Origin of the sequence: Vibrio atlanticus (assembly GCF_024347315.1) — a bacterium.
In the GTDB taxonomy this organism is placed as follows: Bacteria; Pseudomonadota; Gammaproteobacteria; order Enterobacterales; family Vibrionaceae; genus Vibrio; species Vibrio atlanticus.
The window spans coordinates 273,771-289,517 of the sequence record NZ_AP025461.1; the positions used below are offsets into that span (position 1 = coordinate 273,771).

16 protein-coding genes are annotated in these 15,747 nt (G+C 44.0%); 5 read left to right on the forward strand and 11 right to left on the reverse strand.

The features are described 5' to 3' along the window. Window positions 1-21 precede the first annotated feature (21 nt). Together OCV30_RS16960 and OCV30_RS16965 are read left to right on the forward strand one after the other, a co-directional pair. Window positions 22-282, forward strand: a complete 261-nt coding sequence (locus tag OCV30_RS16960) for a DUF2798 domain-containing protein (RefSeq protein WP_083994550.1) — start codon at window positions 22-24, stop codon at window positions 280-282. Window positions 283-504: 222 nt separating this feature from the next. Next, window positions 505-864, forward strand: coding sequence for a hypothetical protein (locus OCV30_RS16965; RefSeq protein ID WP_065677975.1), 360 nt, complete (start codon window positions 505-507; stop codon window positions 862-864). A 21-nt stretch (window positions 865-885) separates the two neighbouring features. Here OCV30_RS16965 and OCV30_RS16970 read toward each other — a convergent pair whose 3' ends face one another. Further along, the gene (locus tag OCV30_RS16970; RefSeq protein ID WP_102552608.1) at window positions 886-1,647 is read right to left on the reverse strand and encodes an IS5 family transposase; all 762 of its coding nucleotides are present in this window, start codon (window positions 1,645-1,647) and stop codon (window positions 886-888) included. A 210-nt stretch (window positions 1,648-1,857) separates the two neighbouring features. On the opposite strand from OCV30_RS16970, the gene OCV30_RS16975 reads away from it, so the two are divergent. Then, on the forward strand, window positions 1,858-2,349 hold the full coding sequence (locus OCV30_RS16975; RefSeq protein ID WP_065679127.1) for a hypothetical protein: 492 nt from the start codon (window positions 1,858-1,860) through the stop codon (window positions 2,347-2,349). Window positions 2,350-2,465: 116 nt separating this feature from the next. Here the strand turns inward: OCV30_RS16975 and OCV30_RS16980 are convergent, their stop codons facing one another. The 6 genes from OCV30_RS16980 to phhA form a co-directional block, all read right to left on the reverse strand. Then, entirely contained in the window at window positions 2,466-3,182 is a 717-nt protein-coding gene (locus OCV30_RS16980) for a YebC/PmpR family DNA-binding transcriptional regulator (protein ID WP_009846045.1), read from the reverse strand. Window positions 3,183-3,278: 96 nt separating this feature from the next. Further along, the gene (locus OCV30_RS16985; protein ID WP_010432323.1) at window positions 3,279-3,488 is read right to left on the reverse strand and encodes a DUF3283 family protein; all 210 of its coding nucleotides are present in this window, start codon (window positions 3,486-3,488) and stop codon (window positions 3,279-3,281) included. Window positions 3,489-3,780: 292 nt separating this feature from the next. Beyond that, window positions 3,781-4,926 carry a PDDEXK-like family protein gene (locus tag OCV30_RS16990; RefSeq protein ID WP_065679128.1) on the reverse strand — a complete coding sequence of 382 codons (1,146 nt, stop codon included), beginning with the start codon at window positions 4,924-4,926 and terminating at the stop codon, window positions 3,781-3,783. Window positions 4,927-5,395: 469 nt separating this feature from the next. Beyond that, window positions 5,396-6,529, reverse strand: coding sequence for a Fic family protein (locus OCV30_RS16995; protein WP_065679129.1), 1,134 nt, complete (start codon window positions 6,527-6,529; stop codon window positions 5,396-5,398). Between the two features lie 144 nt (window positions 6,530-6,673). Next, window positions 6,674-7,012 (reverse strand): 4a-hydroxytetrahydrobiopterin dehydratase, encoded by a 339-nt coding sequence (locus OCV30_RS17000; protein WP_065679130.1) that lies wholly within the window; start codon window positions 7,010-7,012, stop codon window positions 6,674-6,676. Continuing rightward, the gene (gene phhA, locus OCV30_RS17005) at window positions 7,002-7,796 is read right to left on the reverse strand and encodes a phenylalanine 4-monooxygenase (protein ID WP_012601282.1); all 795 of its coding nucleotides are present in this window, start codon (window positions 7,794-7,796) and stop codon (window positions 7,002-7,004) included. The genes OCV30_RS17000 and phhA overlap by 11 nt, the downstream gene beginning before the upstream one ends. 199 nt (window positions 7,797-7,995) lie before the next feature. Here phhA and OCV30_RS17010 point away from each other — a divergent pair, with 199 nt between their 5' ends. Next, window positions 7,996-10,017 carry an acetoacetate--CoA ligase gene (locus OCV30_RS17010; protein ID WP_065679131.1) on the forward strand — a complete coding sequence of 674 codons (2,022 nt, stop codon included), beginning with the start codon at window positions 7,996-7,998 and terminating at the stop codon, window positions 10,015-10,017. Window positions 10,018-10,552: 535 nt separating this feature from the next. Continuing rightward, a complete protein-coding gene (locus OCV30_RS17015) occupies window positions 10,553-11,482 on the forward strand; it encodes a carbamate kinase (RefSeq protein ID WP_012601290.1) in 930 nt (309 codons plus the stop codon). A 236-nt stretch (window positions 11,483-11,718) separates the two neighbouring features. Here the strand turns inward: OCV30_RS17015 and maiA are convergent, their stop codons facing one another. The 4 genes from maiA to hppD are packed head-to-tail and all read right to left on the reverse strand — an operon-like array spanning window position 11,719 to window position 15,691. Beyond that, window positions 11,719-12,423 (reverse strand): maleylacetoacetate isomerase, encoded by a 705-nt coding sequence (gene maiA, locus OCV30_RS17020; protein ID WP_065679132.1) that lies wholly within the window; start codon window positions 12,421-12,423, stop codon window positions 11,719-11,721. 21 nt (window positions 12,424-12,444) lie between these two features. Then, window positions 12,445-13,482, reverse strand: coding sequence for a fumarylacetoacetate hydrolase family protein (locus OCV30_RS17025; protein WP_065679133.1), 1,038 nt, complete (start codon window positions 13,480-13,482; stop codon window positions 12,445-12,447). A 12-nt stretch (window positions 13,483-13,494) separates the two neighbouring features. Continuing rightward, window positions 13,495-14,625: a homogentisate 1,2-dioxygenase gene (locus tag OCV30_RS17030; RefSeq protein ID WP_065679134.1), complete on the reverse strand. Its 1,131-nt coding sequence runs from the start codon at window positions 14,623-14,625 to the stop codon at window positions 13,495-13,497. Then, entirely contained in the window at window positions 14,618-15,691 is a 1,074-nt protein-coding gene (hppD, locus tag OCV30_RS17035) for a 4-hydroxyphenylpyruvate dioxygenase (protein WP_065679135.1), read from the reverse strand. Before hppD ends, OCV30_RS17030 begins: the two co-directional genes overlap by 8 nt. Window positions 15,692-15,747 lie beyond the last annotated feature (56 nt).

A 15,747-nucleotide genomic window follows, 5' to 3' on the forward strand; every position in this document is an offset into this window, starting at 1 on the left:
AAAATCACGGGAGAACACAGTATGAACAACAAACAATTTTGGGTAACCGCGATTTTATCCTCCCTGACCATGGCGACTATCATGTCTGGGTTAATTTCTGGCTACAAAATGGGATTCAGCCCCGAGTGGCCGCCAATCTGGCTGCAAAGCTTTTTCATTGCTTGGCCGTGTGCATTGGTACTGAGTTTTACTCTACTGCCTCAGGTTAGAAAATTTTCCAGTTGGGTAACGACACCTAGAGTAAAGAAGTCAGGCAATAGTGACTTGCTAGATTCATTATAAATCAATTAGTTACAATTAACCCTTCCGGTATTAGACCAAAGTTCGATAACTAAAAAATAATACAACGCCCCGCAAAAGGGCTTTAAATAATAAATTGCATTAATAAACACAACGTGCCCAACATCACAAATAAATATGAAATATTAATCATATTCAAACAGATTATAGATAAATGAATCTGGATTGATAGAATGCCAACGCTATCAATATAAGGAACTTAAAATGAAAAAAACAACGTTAGCTTTGGCTATCATGAGCACATCAATTCTAGTTGGTTGCAACGATAACAATGATGGTGGCTTACCTTCTTCAGGCGCTCCAGCAGAAAAGATAACCAGCGACTACAACTTCATAGACGAACCTGTGAAAGGGCTTTACTATAAATCGGCGAGTCAATCTGGATGCACAAATGAGGGGGGTACCTTTTCAATTGTCGCGGGAGAGTCAGTAGATTTCTATATCGGACGTTGTGATAGCAATAACGAGCCAACGCTTACAGATAACGACGTTAAAATTGGCACAGTGAGTGCTCCTTCAACGTATACAACACCATACGATCTAATGGTTGCTAGGGCGTGTTGATCTTTGCTGTACATTTTGTGTTCAACAATACATCGGTAGCCACATTAACATGAATGCCAGCGATAACATGCTGGCATAATTCCTTTCTAGCTTGTCATATCTACTTGAAATAGCTCGATAATGCTTAATTCTCCCAAAGGCATTTTCGACCAAGTGACGATACTTGTATAGACACCAATCCATACTGTCTTTGTCTATATCTTGTCCGTAATTGCGTTTAGCAATTACCGTTTCTCCGCCACGTTCCTTAACAAAAGTACGGAAAGGTTCGCTGTCATATCCTTTATCACAAACGATAGTATTAACTTCATCGAGTTGTTCAACTAAGCTTTCGGCATGCACTATATCGTGGCGTTGTCCTTCTGATAAATCAAAGCAAATCGGCAGACCACCACTATCTACGGCTAAGTGAATTTTGGTTGAGTTGCCCCCGCGACTTTTTCCTATTTGCTCTGAGCTTTCAGTAGCTGCACCTGTACTATGCTGATGCGCTCGAACTATAGAGCCATCAAGAAAGACCCATTCAAAATCAGCCATGCTAGATAAGCTTTTGAAAAGTTTATCTAAAATCCCTTTCTTTGACCAAAGATTAAATCGTCTGTAAACGGTACTCCACTCTCCGAACTCAGAGGGTAGATCTCGCCAAGGAATACCTGTTCTCATTCGATAAAGTATTCCTTCAAATGTCATTCGATGTTCAGTTTTATCGTAAATACGACCTGTACTTTTCATAACTTGGAGTAGCAGTTCCCAGCGAATATCAGTTAGCATTGTTCTTGGCATGGTATTGGTTATGGTTTTACTTTTGGCGAAGCAAATTATAACTCTTTACCATGCTGTTCAAAAAACACTCACGAAAGATCAACACGCCCTAATAATTCAGAAAAAGCGAATCCAGTAACCATAGCAACATTATTAAAATCACTTACCAGTGACGCTGGCACAGATAAGTTAGATCTATCTGGCTTACATTTGAATGAGAATGGTGAGGATGTGCGAACCGAACTCCAAGCCCTAATCAATACACCATCAACAGACGCGACTACTGTACTCAATACAGCACTATTCACTAAGCTTACTACCGCAAACACAAGTAAAGCTCAGCCTCTAAAAAACACTAACTTTATGGATAAAGCAGTTGTTGAAGCTGAGTTAAAAACCACTTTAAGCAATATGGGCGGCTCTAACAAATTTGCTTCTTCAGATTTTGCAGGTAAGACAGCAACTACTGAAAACGGAACTGTATATATATTCGGAAGTGATAATGGTCCTGATGGTAGTTTTTCTAGTAAAGGGAAACTGACTCTATCTGATGGTTCAGAAACATTTTGGGGAATTTTAAATCGAGATTTCGGAAAAAATGGAGCAGTTGGTGATTTATACCTTGGGTCCTCCTCTGCAACTATTCGCCTCTTGGATAAAAGAAGCTCTAGTTTGTTAGTTACTGTAAACAACGGTTCTCCGAAAAAATGGGAAATAAAATAAGTGATTAAGCTTAGCAAACACTAAACGAAACCAATCACTTATGACCAAAAAAAACGCCACTTGCAAAACACAAGTGGCGTTATTTATTTAACTTTTCGATTTACATCGTATGTAACTTACAGCTCAGCGTTGTGGTAAACCTGCTGAACGTCATCACAGTCGTCAAGCATGTCTAAGAACTTCTGGAATTTCTCAGAATCTTCTTCAGCTACTGGCGTAGTTGTTTGAGGAACGAAAGTGATTTCCTCAACGTCTAGCGTTAGGTCTGGGAACGCAGCGTTTAGTGCTGTCTTCGTTTTGAAGAACTCAGTCGTTGGAGCGAATACAGTGATAACACCGTCTTCTAGCTCAACGTCAGTCACGTCTACGTCTTCCATCATTAGCGTTTCTAGGATGATCTCGTCATCTTCGCCTGCAAACTGGAATACAGCTTGGTGAGCGAACATGTGAGAAACAGTACCTTCAACACCGATTTTCGCGCCAGTTTTAACGAAACATTGGCGAACGTCTTGGAAAGTACGGTTACCGTTGTCTGTTAAACAGTCAACGATTACGCTTGTGCCACCTGGGCCAAAACCTTCGTAACGAGCTGGTTGGAAGTCTTCACCGCCGCCGCCGTTCGCTTTATCGATCGCTTTGTCGATAACGTGAGCGGGTACTTGGTCTTTCTTCGCTTTAGCAATCAGGTGCTTAAGAGGTAAGTTCATGTCTGGGTCAGAGCTGCCGTTCTTAGCCAGTACGTAAATCTCTTTACCGTATTTAGAATAAACTTTAATTTTTGCGCCTGCAGTTTTCGCCATTGAGGCCTTGCGCACTTCAAAACTTCTTCCCATCGGGATCTTCTCTCTGATTCAATTAACGGTGCAAATTCTAGCAAATTACTGTGTCATTTCAATTCAACAGCTTTGCTGGGTAAGGTTTATCTGCGTTTATGCGACACCCATTACCCGTTTGTATTTTTCTACAGACTGCTCAAACCAAGCCTTTTCTTCTGGATCACCTAGCTTCATTGCTTCTTCAACAATGGCTTCAGGGCCACATTTCGCTTGCTTCAGTTTCCATACAAGAAACGATGCTTGCTTATCCAGTTCGATTTTATTTTTCTCACTGGGTGGAAGGAGTGAAAGGTTGATAGACATTATTAGCCTTCGTCTGTAATACGCTTGGCCGAGAAATATATCATAGAGCAGCCTCATAAAACCAATACTATGAGCAATAGTGGGGGTTGTAGGACGAGAAAGCAGCAAGTCGCTGATGCAGGTCAAGCAACTTTGGGAGAAGTGCATTTGAAAATGGTTAAGACTTTACCGTCTTTTAGTGGAAGTAAAATGAATAGCAATGCGCATACTCATGGATGATACAACCTACAAACGGTTAACTAAAAAGGATTGAATTTATAATCTAGCTAACCATTTGGAAAAACGTGCCCCTCTAACTTAGCAAAGAGTGCATTGCCTTCATGTCATTAATCACACCACTCGTAAACTCTTCTAAATACTGGTGAGAACTGAGTTGTTTAAGTGTACCTGCGTCTATATCCCTGAAAGGAATATTAGGCGAAGCATATTTCCATGCAGGTAGATTTTCATCCGTTGGATACTGTCCGCTAAATTTTAAAGCGAGTTTCTTTTTATCTTCAGCGTGCTTGCTATAAATGCCAAGATACAGATGGTAATCTTGCTCAACGCCAATATAAGTATCAATATACCCTTCAAGCTTCACCCATAAACCTATGTACCTTGAATTACGTTCTTTTTGTACATAAGAACGAATTCTATGCTCCGGCTCATCAGACAGATTAAAAGACTCTTCACTTGATAATTGCCCAAACTCAACTTCTAATTTTTTAGCCAGTAACTTCCACATTGCTAGTTGCGCATCAACATTTATCTCGGTATATGCTTGTTGAATATCAGGGACAATATTAATTAAATCATCGGTAAGTAATAGTTGCTTGAGTTGCTTTAAATAGTCCATATTGTCTGTCTGATGTGTGAGTTTATGAATGAGGTCTAAGTATTGTACAAGGGCCTCACGAAGAGGATTATCTCTCGCTGAAATTTCAATGAGACGTTCTAGCCAGTAACACATGTCTGTATGATAACTAAGAGATACCACTTGCCCCACTAGCTCTTCAGCGCTCTCTTCACTCGCCTCTCTGCCATCTAGCGTAAGGTATATTAGAGTGATATTTTTGTGCTTATAGCCTTCCGCACACATGTACTCGTAATAATTTTTTATTTGACGGTCTTGATCCCCAGCGTAAATTTTATTTTCAATGACAATCGCATGAGTATCAGTTTTTATCAAAATATCGATATTCTTGTATTCAGAAAAGACAGATGCGTTATCGACATCAATGTCCAAATCAAACTGCTCACAAAAACTCTTCAATAAGAGACTTCCATGTTGATGGCTACCTAGTGGGTTTAAAAGATCGCAAACAAACCGAGAATGAAGTCTTACTTCATCAGATTCACTACGAAGAACACGAAAGAGGTTGTATTGAGGCTTTTCTTCATAGCGCTGCTTTAGCAGCTTAAGTGTTAAAAAGAACTGATGATTAATCGATTTCATTAGCTTTCCGCGATTGTTAAAAAGACTTGAGCAAGCTCTTACTTGTCGTTAAAAACCCAGTCAGGAAAGTCACAAACCTAAATGAGACATATTTGATTACCTTAGACTTTTTCAAGAAGGCAATCATGTTTCAGATCAGTTTCAGTGTAAATAAATTTTATACTAACCACACCTAACATAACTAAGAGCTATCATTCTATGGAGTGAAGGCTACATCTAACTTAATCCTATATAAAACTGATTTTGTATGAAAAGTCACAACTATGTTGATATTCCTAGGCGTCACTTGAAGTAATTTACAGATGGGTGATGAAATTAAACCTCGTCAAAATCGGACTAAAGTCCGAGCAAATTAGTCACTATGAGTGCGAACAGGCAGGTTATTTTAATCGTTCATGAAACAGCTTCGAAATTAATGGGTTAAATAGTCCCAAAAACCACCAACATTCACTCTGAGCATTGACAGCTTTTAAGTATAGAAATGAGTGTGGGTGTATAAAACCGACTCCGGCAACAGATAGCGCGTGCTTCGGCCACCAGAACCAGATTTGACTAAGCAGCCATGCTCAATCAAAGAGTTCAAATGACGTGTTGCAGTGGCACTACTCACCTTTGCTACTTTCTGATATTGGCTGGCATTGATACCTTCGGAAAAATCACCATCGAGCATCCTATTCAGCACTTTTACCTGCTCTGTTGTAAGCTTGGTTTGGTCGATACTTCGCCAATAATTGGTCTTATAAACGGTTTGATCGACCTCAGCGAAAACGCCTGTAAACGTCTCGTCTAACGTATCTAAGAACCACATCAACCATTCGCTAATATCGAGTCCACCTTTCTGGGTTCGCTCCAATATCTCGTAGTAATGCTTACGGTTAGCGAGAATCCCCACCGACATCGCATAGAAACGTACCGACTGCTTTTCTGCCTGTGCTAATGCCAAATCAGTCAACAATCGAGTAATACGGCCATTACCGTCATCTAATGAGTGTAAGGTGATAAACCAAAGGTGAGTTATCGCAGCTCTAAGTAAAGGATCGAGTGACTCATCGGTAAGTGAACCATTAAACCATGTGATAAACGCATCTAACTCAGCACCAAGAATATCTCGGCTAGGCGCTTCAAAATGTACGGTCGGACGGTCAATTCTTCCCGATACCACTTGCATGGGAGTATCACCTCTTAGCTGACCTCCGATTACAGGGTTAAAAATGGTGTAACCTTGAGGAAACAGCCTATCGTGCCAATGCAAAATCCTATCAAGCGCTAATGGCTCAGTGAGGTTCTGCACGGCATCCAACATAATTTCGGCTAAGCCATCAGTTTGTTCTGTCGTAGGAAAAGGTCGCTCTTCGCTCACGCCAAGTTTGTTAGCTAAAGAAGAACGAACAGAGAAGGCATTTAGCTTTTCTCCCTCTATCGCACTGGAGTGGACAATGTTCGCTAATAAGGTGTCTAGCATGGTTTGGGTTTGGTCTGCGGATTGAGAGGTTATCTTACCCAATAATATGCCTTGATTAAGACGTACTTCTCTTAACCTCACGCCTATTTTCTGATTATCCCAAACAAAGTCTGGCCAATTATTTTGCTGCCAAATCCACATATTACGCCCCATGATGCGAAAGTATCACTTATTCAACTCATAGTATGAGCTGTTTAAGGTAATTATTCAACTCACATCATGAGCCGAATAATCAGATAATCGCATCACAGAGATAAGAAAGACAGCTCCTCGAAACCCAAAAGTCTATTCACTCACCGCGAACACATCGCAACGTGAGGCGCAGATGAAGTCATTTTTGTGCAGGCCTTTGATTGAGTGGCTCCACCACGTTACAGTCACTTTGCCCCACTCCAATAAGATCGAAGGGTGATGGAACTCTTCTTCTGCTAACTCTGACACTTTGTTGCTGAATGCCCACGCTTGTTTGTAGTTCTTAAACTTAAACACTTTCTCAAGCTGCGGGATGCCGTCTCTTTCGATGATCTGCCAGTCTGACAACTCCAACAGTAAAGATTGTTGTTCATCTTTACTTAGGGCAATCGCTTCGATACTGCAGGCTTCGCATTTTTGTTCATTCAACATGTGTTGGTTCCTTGGGTTCAAAAAGTGGTGGTAGCAACCCCGCATCGATGGCGAGATCAGCTTGCTGTAATAGGTTTTCCTGACTGATTTGGAAGAGCTCAGACAGCTCGTCGATCACGTAATATTTCGGCTGCATGATGTCGATACGATAAGGAGTTCTTAACACCGTTTGCAGATCGAACCGCTCACGAACCGCCAAATCACCACCCAATGCATACATGGTTTCCGCCGGAGACGAGAGAATACCACCGCCATAAATTTTCAGTTTTTGTCCCTCTTTTACTAAACCGAACTCAACCGTAAACCAATACAAACGGGCAAGATAGGCCCGCTGTTTAGATGTGGCGGCTTGGCCTAGTTTTCCATAATGCTCAGTGAAAGCCGCGAAATCGGCATTGGTGAGCATGGCACAGTGGCCGAAAATTTCATGAAAGAAATCAGGTTCTTGTAAGTAATCGAACTCATCTCGCGTTCTCAGAAATGTCGCAACTGGGAATTTTTTATTGGCGAGCAAATCAAAGAATCGGTCGAAATCGATCAATGCGGGCACAGGCTGAACCTGCCAACCTGTTGTTTCCATTAGCACCTTGTTTATCTCTGGAAGCTGAGGGACTCTGTCTAATGGCAGATCCAGCAGGGTCAAACCGTGCAAATAAGCATCGCATGCGCGGTCATTAATGACGTCCAGTTGCCTTTTCACTAAGTCGTGCCAAATGGCGTCTTCTTCGAGGCTCCACTCAACCCATCCCTCTTGGCTCACGGGCTTAGAATGATATTGAGTCATTACACACCTCCTTTCGAATGTCTCACTTTAAGCCTATCTCCACTCCTTATATCCGCCAATTTGCGCGATTTTTCGAAATAAGCAATTGTGTAACATTTTATTTACACAGTTCCGCCGCACCCTTATTTTGCTGATCTTTTGACTTTGTAAAACCTAAATACCAGACTGAAATCGTTAACGTTTTGTTAAAGGTAAAGGAATGCACGAAAGCAATAAGCCAGTTTGGCAGCCTAGCGACCAGCGTATCGCACACGCCAACGTAACCCGATTTATGGATAGCCTCACTCTGTCAGGATTAAAGCCACAAGACTTAGGGCTTGAGACGGAATGGAAAAACTACACGGTGCTTCATCAATGGTCTGTGGAACATCCCGAGTCGTTTTGGCAGAACGTTTGGCAGTTTTGTGGAATGGTGGGCTCGCAAGACAGTATTGATAACGCACAAAGAGAGCTCATCAAAACTCAAGGCGAGAGCCGTTGGCAACAGTCAAAATCGAATCGCGATGCGGTGTGGTTTCCTAATGCTCAAGTTAACTACGCCGAAAACTTGCTCCATTCAGCAAAAGCGTTGCCAAACGAGCTTGCGATTTGGTTTGAGAATGAGCGTGGCGAGCATCAAAGCTACACATGGCAAAACTTGTGTAAGGAAGTATCTAACGTTCAACAATGGCTTGTCGATAGCGGCGTGGGGCAAGGTGATATAGTTGCTGCATATACGCCCTACCTGCCACAAACCGTGATTGCGATGTTGGCAACCACCAGCTTAGGGGCTATTTGGACATCGACCTCGCCTGATTTTGGCGTCGAGAGCGTGATTGAGCGATTTGGCCAAGTGAAACCTAAGGTGCTTTTCACCTGTGACGGCTACACCTTCAATGGCAAGACGTTCGATATGACGGACAAAAACCGTGAAATCATCGAACACTTAAACGAATTAAAACAGGTGTGTCAGGTCGGCTATTTAAAGAACAATGATTTTGAGCATGACGTGTCACTCCAAAACTGGCACAGCATCATCAATCAGTATCAACCAAAACCTCTTCGATTTACTCGTGTCGGCTTCAATGAACCTCTGTTTGTACTCTACTCTTCTGGCACCACCGGCAAGCCAAAATGTATTGTGCATTCTGTTGGCGGCACCATCATCAACCACCTAAAAGAGCATCAACTTCACTGCGATATTAAACCAAGAGATCGCGTGTTCTACTACACCACTTGTGGTTGGATGATGTGGAACTGGCACGTCTCTGCGCTCGCCAGCGGTGCTTGTTTGGTGATCTTTGATGGTAGCCCGGTTTATCCGCAACCTAGCGTTCTGTGGGATTTAGCGCAGCGCACCGATGTGTCGCTGTTTGGCACCTCAGCCAAGTATCTAGAAGCGATCGAGAATGCAGAGCTCTCACCGATCGACAATCACTCTCTTCCCCACTTAAGAACACTGTGCTCGACGGGTTCAGTGCTCTACCCTGAGCAATTCGATTACGTCTACAAACACATCAAACAAGACCTGCATTTAGCCTCAATTTCTGGAGGGACAGATATTTGTGGCTGCTTTGTTTTAGGCAATCCAATCTCGCCAGTGTATCGCGGAGAGTGCCAACAAGCCGGGCTCGGCGTCGACATCAAGGTGTTCAATTCGTCTGGTCACAAGGTTAATCATGAACGTGGCGAACTGGTGTGTACAAACTCCCTCCCCAACTTCCCTGTTGGCTTCTGGAATGACACCGGAGAGCGCTACCACAGCACTTACTGGGACAAGTTCGATAATGTGTGGCATCACGGTGATGAAGTCGCACAAAGCGTGCATTGTGGCTACCTGTTCTACGGGCGAGGAGACACCACACTCAACCCTGGTGGTGTGCGAATTGGGACTGCTGAAATCTATCAACAAGTGAACACCATTGAGGGCATTGTTGACTCGATAGCAGTCGGTAAAGACATCGACCGCAATGAGCAGATATGGTTGTTTGTTCAACTACAGCAAGGTGTGGATCTAGATGATGGGCTACTGACAGCCATCAAAAGCAAACTCAAATCCTCTTGTTCACCAAGGCACGTGCCAAGCCAGATATTTGCAATCAGCGATGTGCCAAAAACGCGCTCAGGCAAGTTGGTGGAGTTGGCGGTGAAACAGGTTGTAAATGGTAAGGATGTAGAAAACCTCGGGGCAATTGCTAACGCCGAGGTTTTGGAAGAAATAAAGCGCGTTGTTTCGCTTTAGCGTTAGCGTTAAGCCCTAGAAAGTGGCTAACTATCTCCAATTTTCACTTGGCTGTCAGATAACATCTAGAGTAAAGGCAGCCGATTGAAAACCAAATCGAAGCCAAACAGATGAGCTCATGAACCCTCTCATCTGTTTGGCTTCGTGCCTTTTCTAAAGCTCTTAATGCGATCTGAACGTCATATTTAAAACAAAATTTGAAAATTAATAATTTTATAGCCAGAGATAATATTCACTAAAGACGAATCATTTATACAAAAAAAGAGTCCACCACTGGATTGTATCCAAGCTTATGGATATTTAATCGAATTATAATAACTCCCGTTTCCACAGCTCCATTTCTAGTGAAATGATAATTTGATAGCTATCACATTTAGAACAGTTATTTTCCCATACTATCTCGGCATGTTAATTACTTAAGAGTAATTAACAAAACTAGTCACTCCTATTAATAAGCTTGAATTTAATTAGAAACAAGCGGTTAATCCCTACGTAAAATAAATAAAATCATTATTAAATGATCGGAGACATTATCATGCGCATAGTATTAGCTTTAGGCGGTAACGCTCTTTTAGCAAGAGGCCAAGCATTAACGGCTGAGAACCAACGTGAAAATATAATCAAATCAGCGGCGAGTATTGCTGCGATAGCACGCGAGCATGAGATTGTTATCGTTCATGGTAATGGCCCACAAGTAGGTTTGTTGATGGAACAAAACGCGGCTTATAGCGAATATTCGCCAGAGACGACACCATACCCAATGGATGTACTCGGCTCTCAAACCTGTGGCATGGTGGGCTACATGTTACAACAAGAGCTCAGAAACATTGACCCTGAATTAGACGTAGCGACGCTAGTCACGCAAACTGAAGTATGCAAAAAAGACCCTGCGTTTGCTAACCCGACTAAATTTGTTGGCCCTGTATATACAGAGCAACGAGCTAAAGAGTTAATGGCTCAAAGCACAATGCAGTTTAAAGCTGATGGCGAGTACTACCGACGCGTTGTGCCTTCTCCTATGCCAAAAAGCATTGTTGAAATTCAGCAAATTGAAACTCTTCTAGATACAGAAAACCTTGTTATCGCTTGTGGCGGCGGCGGTGTTCCCGTGAGTATTGAGCAAGGTAAGAGTACTGGCGTAGAGTGCGTCATTGACAAAGATCTTACGGCTGAACTACTCGCTGAAAAAATCCATGCCGACTTATTTATTATCTTAACCGATGGTTCGATTTTCCGTAACTATGGTAAAGAAGACCAAGCAGAAATGAAGCAAGCAACGCCTGCTGGTTTAGCAGAATTTTCATTCCCTGCTGGTTCTATGGGGCCAAAAATTGATGCCGTTTGCAAATTCGTTGAAGCTGGCTTAGGTAATGCGGCGATTGGTTCATTATTTGATTTAGATAAAATAATCACCAATGAAGCTGGCACTCTGATAACGAAAGGCGAAGGTATTGTTTATTACTAAGATTATCGAGTGATAACCACCACTAATATATATATTATTACAAGCCTCTTATTTAATTATAATGAGGCTTATTTTATTAGTGCCATTTCAATGCTATATGAGATAAATATTCATAAAGTTGGAAATTAAACCTAACAATAATGAATACATAATATCTTTAAATATACCAAAGCGTAATTATAACGAGACTTCATCCAAATAATGTTTCCAGTTCATTAAAAAACAATTCAATACGTTCACATCGGTGTATTCGCATCCGCTTGGTTCTCTGGCATCGCATCAATAAAAGCGGGCAACTGATTACACGCTTCGACAATCGAATTAATTAGCGGATACGGCGACATATCAACATCAAAGCGCAACGCGTTATACACCTGCGGCACTATGCAGATATCGACAATGCATGGTGAATCCGTGAGGCTACACACCGAATCACCGTGTGTTTTTCGGTGTTTGGCCAGCTTCTCTTCTAACGCTGAAAACCCTTGGCTCATCCAGTAACGAAGCCAATCCATTTTCGCCTCTTGCTCGCACGACAATTCTCGCTCCAAATATTGCAACACGCGCAGGTTATTAAGAGGATGAATTTCCATCGCAATATCCTGAGCCATCGCCAGTGCTTGATAGCGCAGTGGTGTTTGCTCAGGAATCAGCGAGACTTCCGGGCTACTCTCACAAGAATAGTGCTCATCGAGATACTGAAGAATAGCCAGTGACTGATTGAGTTGAACGTCACCATCCACCAGCACAGGCACTAATTGGCTGGCATTGAGCTCGCGATATTGTGGATCATGTTGCTCGCCGCCATTACGCACCAAGTGCACCGATTTAGACTCATAGTTGAGTTGCTTTAGGTTCAACCCAATACGCACTCTATAGGCAGCCGAAGAGCGCCAGTAACCGTAAAGTAAAATGTTCTTGTTCACGATGCTCTCGCTCATACTGAAACCCTATTACGTGGATTATACCGCTCGATACTGGCTCACTTTTTGGTCTATCGAACCAAAAATGGAATCACCCGCCTCATCAAACATCTCAAGCTTGATCGAGTCACCAAACGACATAAATTTAGTCGAAGGTTTACCATCGCGGATGGTCTCTATCATACGAACTTCAGCAATGCATGAATAACCCACACCGCCCTCGGCAATTGAGGTGCCATGGTCTGTGCCTTGCTTATTGGAAACCGTACCCGAGCCAATGATCGCACCGGCCGATAGTGGGCGAGTTTTCGCAGCATGGACTACTAGTTCAGCAAAGTTGAAAGTCATATCGACGCCCGCATTAGGACAACCAAAAGGCTGGTCGTTGTAGGTCGATATCAGTGGTAGATGCACCTTGCTGCCTTTCCACTGTTCGCCAAGCTCATCAGGTGTGACGGCAACCGGAGAGAACGCCGAAGACGGTTTAGACTGGAAGAAGCCAAAGCCTTTCGCGAGCTCAGCCGGAATCAAACCGCGCAGCGACACATCGTTCACCAACATCAGTAATCGAATCGACTCGTGCGCCTGTTTAGCACTGGCACCCATTGGCACGTCACCGGTCACAATCGCGACTTCGCCCTCGAAATCGATGCCCCACTCGTCGCTGGCAAACTCGATGTTGTCACGAGGGCCGATAAAGGCATCTGAACCGCCTTGATACATTAATGGATCGACCCAGAAGCTTTCTGGCATTTCAGCACCACGTGCTTTACGCACCAATTCAACGTGGTTTACATACGCGCTGCCATCAGCCCATTGATAAGCACGTGGCAGAGGCGATTCACAATACTGAGGTGCAAACACTTCACTGCCTGTCACATGCCCGTTGTTTAACGAGGTGTATAACTCTTCTAACTGAGGTGCAACGCTGTCCCAGTTATCCAAAGCCACCTGCATGGTTGGCGCCAGATGCATCGCATGGAAGATTTCAGTGGCAGCTACACACTGTTTGAGATCTTTACTCACGACCATCAATAAACCATCGCGAGTACCATTTTTCTTGGTTGCTAATTTCATCCTTGTTGCCCCTTACTTCTCTTGCCAACTGTAGACATATTCTTTGTTCTCAACACTATCGAGTTCGTCAGAGAACTGCAGCGCATGGCGAGTATCGATCATCACCGCCACTTCATCGGTAAACTTCTTCTTATGCGCCTGACCTGCCTTAAACGCTTTAGGGTGAGGTCCATGAGTGAAGCCTGCTGGATGGAAGGTCACCATGCCCGCTTCAATATTGTCGCGACTGAAAAAGTCACCAGCGTGATAGAACAGCACTTCGTCGTAGTCATCATTGTTGTGGTAGAACGGCACTTTCAGCGCTCCGGGATCGCTCTCTATCGGGCGTGGTACAAAGGTACACACCACAAAGCCTGCGCCCACAAAGGTCGTGTGTGCAGACGGTGGCAAGTGGTAACGATGTGACATCAGCGGTCTGATATCGCGCCAATTCACTTTCACCACCGCTAAGTCGCCATGCCAACCAATCGCATCCAATGGATTGAACGGATAGGTGATCACGCTGACTTTTTCGTGACGCTTCACCTGAACCTGAGTCTGGTTTTCAGAATACTGAGCGCGGAATTGATCATTGATCGATGGAATTTCAAGAACCGCCGGATCAAACACCGCATGATTGCCGACCATGCCTTTCTCTGGCAAGGAATAAGCCGCGTCGGTGTTCTCAATCATCAAGATGAACATCGGCTCGCTAGGCTCCAAGCGCCAATTGGTTGAGCGCGGGATCATCACGTAATCCCCTTCACTCACCGCTAGATGACCATAGTCACAATAAAGATCGGCGCTGCCTTGGTGAATGAACAGCAGCTCATCACCGTCAGAGTTACGCACCAAGACATCCATCTTGTCATCCATGCGCCATACGCGGATTTTGCAGTCCGCGTTGTGCAAAAGATGAGGCACCGCCCAAGGGGTTATCTGGCTGGCTTTTTCCACCAGCGTAAAATCAAAAGCGCGAGGACGTAAATCGCCCTCCCACTCCGACCAACCTGTTGGGGCATGTTGGTGATGAAAGTGAGCAGCAGGGCCGAAGAAACCACTTCGGCCGGCTTCTCGCTCATAGATTGCCTCTTCGGGGAAGTCGGCGTGAGCTTGTTTAGAACACACACCCTCCCGATGAGGAAACGAGATCCATTTATGCATCGTCTAATACTCCTCGACGAATCTGGTCCTCTTCAATCGATTCAAACAGCGCCTTGAAGTTACCTTCGCCAAAGCCTTCGTTGCCTTTACGCTGAATGATTTCAAAGAACACAGGCCCGATTACGGTCTGCGTAAAAATTTGCAGCAAAATGCCGTCTTTGGTCGGTGCGCCATCAATCAAAACACGCAGGTCGCGAAGCAGATCAGTGTCTTCACCGTGGCCTTTCACACGATCGTCAACTTTCTCATAGTAGGTATCTGGGGTTGGCATAAAGTCCATGCCGCGATCACGCAGAGTCTTCACTGTTTGGTAGATGTCATCCGTTGCGAGTGCGATGTGTTGGATACCTTCGCCGTTGTATTCGCGAATAAACTCTTCGATTTGTGATTTGTCGTCGGAAGACTCATTGATAGGGATACGGATTTTGCCACACGGTGAGGTCATGGCGCGGCTCACAAGGCCTGTCAGCTTGCCTTCAATGTCGAAGTAACGAATCTCGCGGAAGTTACCAAGACGCTCATAGAACCCAGACCATACATCCATATTGCCTTGCTTAACGTTGTGCGTGAGGTGGTCGATTTCATACAAACCAACATTGGCTTCGGCCATGCGCTGTTCCGCATCGTCATAGAATCGGAAGTCGACGTCGTAGATGCTCTGCTTGCCATAACGATCCACAAAATAGAGCAGGCTTTCACCGATGCCGTAAATGGCAGGAATGCTCAGTTCCATCGGCCCTATTTCTGTCTTGTACTCTTCACCACCGCCCTTAAACGCTTGCTCCACTGCAACTGTTGCTTCGTTGACACGAAAAGCCATGCCACACACCGATGGCCCATGCACTTTAGCGAACGCTTCCGCTTGGCTGTGAGGCTGTTCATTGACGATAAAGTTGATGTCACCTTGTCGATACAGCCAAGCCTCTTTTGAACGGTGCTTGGCGATCTCAGCAAAACCAAGTGACACAAACAGCGCTTTAAGTTGCTCAATTCCCTTGTGGTCAACGGCCGTGTATTCAACAAACTCGAATCCATCCGTGCCAAGCGGGTTGTATGACTCCACCATGAACTTTCTCCTTGTACCTATTGGTTTTGTGTTGTGTGTTTTTTGTCCTTAATTAA

What these genes read in the sequence shown, in the direction of transcription:
- OCV30_RS16960 (WP_083994550.1), top strand. Translation starts at nt 22, where the DNA reads ATGAACAACAAACAATTTTGGGTAACCGCGATTTTATCCTCCCTGACC.
- OCV30_RS16965 (WP_065677975.1), top strand. Translation starts at nt 505, where the DNA reads ATGAAAAAAACAACGTTAGCTTTGGCTATCATGAGCACATCAATTCTA.
- OCV30_RS16970 (WP_102552608.1), bottom strand. Translation starts at nt 1,647, where the DNA reads ATGCCAAGAACAATGCTAACTGATATTCGCTGGGAACTGCTACTCCAA.
- OCV30_RS16980 (WP_009846045.1), bottom strand. Translation starts at nt 3,182, where the DNA reads ATGGGAAGAAGTTTTGAAGTGCGCAAGGCCTCAATGGCGAAAACTGCA.
- OCV30_RS16985 (WP_010432323.1), bottom strand. Translation starts at nt 3,488, where the DNA reads ATGTCTATCAACCTTTCACTCCTTCCACCCAGTGAGAAAAATAAAATC.
- OCV30_RS16990 (WP_065679128.1), bottom strand. Translation starts at nt 4,926, where the DNA reads ATGAAATCGATTAATCATCAGTTCTTTTTAACACTTAAGCTGCTAAAG.
- OCV30_RS16995 (WP_065679129.1), bottom strand. Translation starts at nt 6,529, where the DNA reads ATGTGGATTTGGCAGCAAAATAATTGGCCAGACTTTGTTTGGGATAAT.
- OCV30_RS17000 (WP_065679130.1), bottom strand. Translation starts at nt 7,012, where the DNA reads ATGTTGAATGAACAAAAATGCGAAGCCTGCAGTATCGAAGCGATTGCC.
- phhA (WP_012601282.1), bottom strand. Translation starts at nt 7,796, where the DNA reads ATGACTCAATATCATTCTAAGCCCGTGAGCCAAGAGGGATGGGTTGAG.
- OCV30_RS17010 (WP_065679131.1), top strand. Translation starts at nt 7,996, where the DNA reads ATGCACGAAAGCAATAAGCCAGTTTGGCAGCCTAGCGACCAGCGTATC.
- OCV30_RS17015 (WP_012601290.1), top strand. Translation starts at nt 10,553, where the DNA reads ATGCGCATAGTATTAGCTTTAGGCGGTAACGCTCTTTTAGCAAGAGGC.
- maiA (WP_065679132.1), bottom strand. Translation starts at nt 12,423, where the DNA reads ATGAGCGAGAGCATCGTGAACAAGAACATTTTACTTTACGGTTACTGG.
- OCV30_RS17025 (WP_065679133.1), bottom strand. Translation starts at nt 13,482, where the DNA reads ATGAAATTAGCAACCAAGAAAAATGGTACTCGCGATGGTTTATTGATG.
- OCV30_RS17030 (WP_065679134.1), bottom strand. Translation starts at nt 14,625, where the DNA reads ATGCATAAATGGATCTCGTTTCCTCATCGGGAGGGTGTGTGTTCTAAA.
- hppD (WP_065679135.1), bottom strand. Translation starts at nt 15,691, where the DNA reads ATGGTGGAGTCATACAACCCGCTTGGCACGGATGGATTCGAGTTTGTT.